Source organism: Devosia sp., assembly GCF_034675085.1.
In the GTDB taxonomy this organism is placed as follows: domain Bacteria; phylum Pseudomonadota; class Alphaproteobacteria; order Rhizobiales; family Devosiaceae; genus Devosia.
On record NZ_JAUCDN010000243.1, the window covers coordinates 1 to 5026 of the forward strand.

At 65.3% G+C, this 5026-nt stretch carries 6 protein-coding genes; 1 reads left to right on the forward strand and 5 read right to left on the reverse strand.

What is annotated here, in order from left to right:
• The 3 genes from VDP82_RS13730 to VDP82_RS13740 form a co-directional block, all read right to left on the reverse strand.
• Positions 1 to 557, reverse strand: a 557-nt coding sequence (locus VDP82_RS13730; RefSeq protein WP_323015412.1) for a fumarylacetoacetate hydrolase family protein, incomplete at its 3' end; no start/stop codon positions are given.
• A 92-nt stretch (positions 558 to 649) separates the two neighbouring features.
• Positions 650 to 1084 (reverse strand): RbsD/FucU family protein, encoded by a 435-nt coding sequence (locus VDP82_RS13735; RefSeq protein WP_323015413.1) that lies wholly within the window; start codon positions 1082 to 1084, stop codon positions 650 to 652.
• A 12-nt stretch (positions 1085 to 1096) separates the two neighbouring features.
• A complete protein-coding gene (locus VDP82_RS13740; protein WP_323015414.1) occupies positions 1097 to 1846 on the reverse strand; it encodes a GntR family transcriptional regulator in 750 nt (249 codons plus the stop codon).
• A gap of 124 nt (positions 1847 to 1970) precedes the next feature.
• On the opposite strand from VDP82_RS13740, the gene VDP82_RS13745 reads away from it, so the two are divergent.
• Positions 1971 to 3521, forward strand: a complete 1551-nt coding sequence (locus tag VDP82_RS13745) for an altronate dehydratase family protein (RefSeq protein ID WP_323015415.1) — start codon at positions 1971 to 1973, stop codon at positions 3519 to 3521.
• A 122-nt stretch (positions 3522 to 3643) separates the two neighbouring features.
• On the opposite strand, the gene VDP82_RS13750 is transcribed toward VDP82_RS13745, so the two are convergent.
• The gene (locus VDP82_RS13750) at positions 3644 to 4267 is read right to left on the reverse strand and encodes a class I SAM-dependent methyltransferase (protein WP_323015416.1); all 624 of its coding nucleotides are present in this window, start codon (positions 4265 to 4267) and stop codon (positions 3644 to 3646) included.
• Positions 4242 to 5026: SMP-30/gluconolactonase/LRE family protein (locus tag VDP82_RS13755; RefSeq protein ID WP_323015417.1), on the reverse strand; the 785-nt coding region annotated here is incomplete at its 5' end. The genes VDP82_RS13750 and VDP82_RS13755, both read right to left, overlap by 26 nt.

The window sequence follows — 5026 nt, forward strand, 5'->3', positions numbered from 1 at the left end:
ACCAGCCAGGGGCCGATGGGGCCGAAGGTGTCGCAGCCCTTGCCCTTGTCCCAGGTGCCGCCGCGCTCGGTCTGGAAATTGCGCTCGGAGACGTCGTTGACCACGCAATAGCCGGCCACATGCTCCATGGCGTCGGCTTCTTCCACATAGCGGGCCTCCTTGCCGATCACCACGCCCAGCTCCACTTCCCAGTCGGGTTTGGTGGAATTCTTGGGGATGATGACGTCGTCGTCGGGGCCGATGATGGCGCTGGTGGCCTTGGTGAAGATGATCGGCTCGGCGGGAATCTTGGCGCCGGTTTCGGCGGCATGGTCGGCATAGTTGAGGCCGATGCAGATGAACTTGCCGACATTGCCCACGCAGGGGCCGATGCGCTGGCCGGCTTCCAGCCGGGGCAGGGCGGAAAGGTCGGCAGCGGCGATCCTGGCCAGCCCCTCGGGCGTCAGCACGGCCCCGGCAATGTCCGATACCACGCCGGACAGGTCGCGAATTGTGCCGTCCTCGGCCAGGATGGCGGGCTTTTCTGCGCCCTTGGCGCCGATGCGGAGAAGTTTCATGGGTTTGGGGTTCCTCTTGGGTTCGGCCCAGTCCTAGCCTCTAACATGTTAGCCTGTCGAGGGCTGGTGGGCCGGTTTCCGTTCGGCCCGGGTCAATCCTTTGGGCGGATGATGCCCTTCTTGAGCAAGATGTTGCCGTAGAGCCGGTTTTCCCCGGTCTGGACGATGGCGGCAGCCTCCTGCGCCCGGTCGTAAAAGGCGAAGCGCTCCAGGGTCGCAAAGCCCATGCCGGGCTCGTGCTTCCTGATGATGGTCTCGAAAGCTTCCATCACCGGCTCGCGCCGTGCCGGATCGCCCACCACTTCCATGCCGAAGGCGGCTTCGTCGACGAAATCGTCGAGCGGCATCAGCGTGAGGATGGCGTCAAGCGCCTCGGTGGCGCTCACCCCGTCGAGCCGGATCAGTTCGGGACCCAGAGTGCTGCCCGGAAAATTGGCGTCGACAATGGCGATCTCGTCGCCATGGCCCATGGCGCGCAGCACCGCCAGCAATTGCGGCCCGAGCAGGGGAGGGATGTTTTTCAGCATGATTATGGCTCCTCAGCCAAAGGGAAAGCTGTCGCTGTCGGCGCCCAGCGTGGCGCCATCGGCGAACAGGCCGGGATGCTCGCGGGCGAAGGCGAACAGTTCCACCATCACCGCGTCGATATGGGCACGGATGGCGCGGTTGGCCGCCGCCGGGTCGCGGGCGAGAATGGCGTCGAATATGGCCTGGTGCTCGGCGATGGTCAGGGCCAGCCGGCGCGGGGTGATGATGAGCCGCCGCGCCCGGTCGAGATTGGCCCGCGCCGAATCGATGATGGCGCGGATGCGCGAAAAGCCCATGGAGCTGTAGATGATGTCGTGGAAGCCGACATCGATGTGGTGGAACCCCTCGGCGTCGTCGCGCTCGGCACGGGCGCGCTGGGCGGCCATGTTGTCGTGCAGCGCCGCCACCAGCTTTTCGTCATGGGCGCCGATCAGAACGCGCAGCGCTTCCGATTCCAGCCCCTTGCGGATGAGCATGTATTCGCGCACATCGGCCAGGCGCACCAGCGAGACGCTGGAGCCACGCTGGGGGGCGATGTCCACCAGCCCCTCGGCCTGAAGCCGCGCCAGCGCCTCGCTCACCGGAAAGCGCGACACGCCCAGTTCGGCGCAGATCAGCGACTTGTCGATGGGGCTGCCCGGCGCCAGCGCCAGGGAGACGATGGCCTCGCGCAGCACATTGGTCACCTCTGCCGTCACGTTGCCGCGCGTCAGATTCGCCGGCCGGCTCAGAAATGAGTAGGGACTTGTATGGTTGTTCATGCTAACATGTTAGTTAGTGCCGTTCTGCTTGACAACCGCAGCCGCCCTTGCCGGGGCAATCTGGCGGCAAAAGCGGGTGAGGTAAAGCGGCATCACGATCCGATCCCTGAAAGCAAGTCCGTTCATGTCCGATTCCGCCCTTTCCTCCCGCCCGCCCACGCTGGTGCTCAACGGGGCCGACAATATCGCGGTGGCCCTGGCCAATCTCGATGTCGGCGCGCCGACGCCGCAGGGCGTCTCCATTCGCCGCCGCGTGCCGCGCGGGCATAAATTCGCCCTGGAGCCGATTGCGGCGGGGGCGGCGATCCGTAAATTCGGCCAGATCATCGGCTTTGCCAAAGAGGATATTCCCGCCGGCGACTGGGTGCATGAGCACAATTGCGGCATGGGCGGGCCCGATGGCACGCTGACCCATGATTATGCCTTTGCCGAGGGCGCGGTGGCGCCCGAAATGGTGCCGGCAAGCCAGCGCGCCAGCTTCCAGGGCTATCGGCGCGCCAATGGCAAGGTGGGCACGCGCAATTATATCGGCATCCTCACCTCGGTGAACTGCTCGGCCACGGTGGCCAAGTTCATCGCCGAGGCGGTCAACCGCTCCGGCATCCTGGACGATTACCCGCAGGTCGATGGCGTGGTGCCCTTCGTGCATGGCACCGGCTGCGGCATGGAGAGCCGGGGCGAGGGGTTCGACATCCTGCGGCGCACGCAATGGGGCTACACGTCCAACCCCAATCTGGGCGCGGCGCTGCTGGTGGGGCTGGGGTGCGAAGTGTTCCAGATCGGCCGCATGAAGGAGATTTACGGCATCGAGGAGGGCGAGAGCTTCCAGACCATGACCATCCAGGAGCGCGGCGGCACGCGCCGGATGATCGAATGGGGCGTCGAGAAGGTTAGGGAAATGCTGCCCATGGTCGCCGCCGCCCGCCGCGAGACCGTCGACGCCTCCCATCTGAGCCTCGCGCTGCAATGCGGTGGCTCGGACGGCTATTCGGGCATCACCGCCAATCCCGCTCTGGGCCATGCCGCCGATATATTGGTGCGCAATGGCGGCACCGCCATCCTCAGCGAAACCCCCGAGATCTATGGCGCCGAGCATCTGCTCACCCGCCGCGCCGTCAGCCGCGAGGTGGGCGAGAAGCTGATTTCCCGCATTCACTGGTGGGAGGATTACACGCGCCGCAACCATGGCGAGATGAACAATAATCCCTCCCCCGGCAACAAGCTGGGCGGGCTCACCACCATTCTGGAAAAATCCCTGGGCGCGGCGGCCAAGGGCGGCACGACGCCGCTGACGGCGGTTTACGAATATGCCGAGCCGGTCACCGAAAAGGGGTTCGTGTTCATGGACACGCCCGGCTTCGATCCCGTTTCGGCCACCGGCCAGGTTGCGGGCGGGGCCAATGTCTTGTGCTTCACCACCGGGCGCGGTTCGGCCTATGGCTGCAAGCCGGTGCCTTCGATCAAGCTGGCGACCAATTCCGATGTCTATGCCCGCATGGGCGAGGACATGGACATCAATTGCGGCGATATCGTCGAGGGTGTCTCCATCGAAGAGAAGGGCCGCGAAATCTTCGATCATATCCTGCGCGTCGCCTCGGGCGAGCAGACCAAATCCGAGGCGCTGGGCTATGGCGACAATGAATTCGTGCCCTGGCAGGTCGGGGCGGTGATGTAGGGCCCGTCCTCGGTCCCTCTTAGAGCGTTTCCCGGAAAAGTGGATACCGGTTTTCCGGTTCGGAAACGCGATAAAACAAAGGCTTAGATCATTTCACTGTTTCTACTAAACAGTGAAATGATCTAAGGCAGCCGATAAACCCACGCCTCACCCGCGCCGCAGGAGCCCATATCGCCGACCTCGTAGCGGGCGTGGGGCTCCAGCGCGTCGAGCGGCAGGTCGCGCCGTCCGGGGTCGCCCACCAGCACCGCGATGCCGGCCGCCGCGCAGCCTTGCAGCAAGGGCAGCATGCTTGCCGCCACCGTCTCGTCGTAGAACACATCCCCCGCCGCGATCACATCGATCCCCTTTGGCGGCGCGGCGCGGTGGTCGAGCAGCGCGATCTCGACCCCATTGGCCTGCGCATTGAGCCCGATCGCCGCCCGCCCATAGGGATCGACCTCGCTGGCGCTCACCCTGGCCCCCAGCTTTGCCGCGACAATTCCCACCAGCCCCGAGCCCGCGCCCAGATCGAGCAGGCGCTTGCCGCGCACCATGTTCCGGTGGGCGATGAAATGCCGGGCCAGCGCCAGCCCGCCGGCCCAGCTATAGGCCCAATAGGGCGGGGCATCCCCATCGAGCAGCGACAGCCGGCTGCCCTTATGGGCACAATAGAGTTTTACCCCTTTCAGCCCCGGCGCCTCTTGCAGCCGCAAATGCTTTCGGATGAAACGCGCCGGGTCAGGGGGATTGGATGCCGCGCGCATTGACATAGATGGCCATCAGATACTGGCTGGCGGTGATGAGGAGCCGGTTCTTTTTCGGCCCGCCAAAGGTGAGGTTGGCGGTGGGCACGCCGGTGCGGATGCGGCCCAGAAGCGCCCCGGCGGGATTGTAGACATTCACCCCCGGCCCGGAGCTGGTCCACACATTGCCATCCGTGTCGAGCCGGAAGCCGTCCGACAACCCGCTATCCACATCGACGAACACCTCCGGCCGGGTCAGCCGGTCGCCGTCGACGGCGAATTTGCGGATCTGGGCCGGCCAGTCGGGGTCGTGGCTGCGCCCGGTGTCGGAAATGTAGAGTACGGATTCGTCGGGCGAGAAGGCCAGCCCGTTGGGCTTGGCGAAATCGTCCGCCACCACGCGCAGCGTGCCATCGGCGGGATCGAACCGATAAACGTAGCAGCCCGCCTGTTCCTGGGGGGCCTTGTGCCCCTCATAGTCGGACAGGATGCCATAGGGCGGGTCGGTGAACCAGATGCTGCCATCGGACTTGACCACCACGTCATTGGGCGAATTGAGCCGCCTGCCGGCATGGCGGTCGACCAGCGTGGTGATGGTGCCGTCCCATTCGGTGCGTAGTACGGCGCGGGCGCCATGCGAGCACGAGATCAGCCGGCCCTGGCGGTCGCGGGTATTGCCGTTGACGTAGTCGGAGGGCGCGCGGAAGGTGGTCACCCCCAGCCCGGGCACGTAGCGCAGCATGCGATTATTGGGGATGTCGCTCCAGACGAGGCACTCCG

Bases quoted from the DNA above. Each gene is read 5' to 3' on its own strand.
- VDP82_RS13735 (WP_323015413.1), bottom strand. From the start codon at position 1,084: ATGCTGAAAAACATCCCTCCCCTGCTCGGGCCGCAATTGCTGGCGGTG.
- VDP82_RS13740 (WP_323015414.1), bottom strand. From the start codon at position 1,846: ATGAACAACCATACAAGTCCCTACTCATTTCTGAGCCGGCCGGCGAAT.
- VDP82_RS13745 (WP_323015415.1), top strand. From the start codon at position 1,971: ATGTCCGATTCCGCCCTTTCCTCCCGCCCGCCCACGCTGGTGCTCAAC.
- VDP82_RS13750 (WP_323015416.1), bottom strand. From the start codon at position 4,267: ATGCGCGCGGCATCCAATCCCCCTGACCCGGCGCGTTTCATCCGAAAG.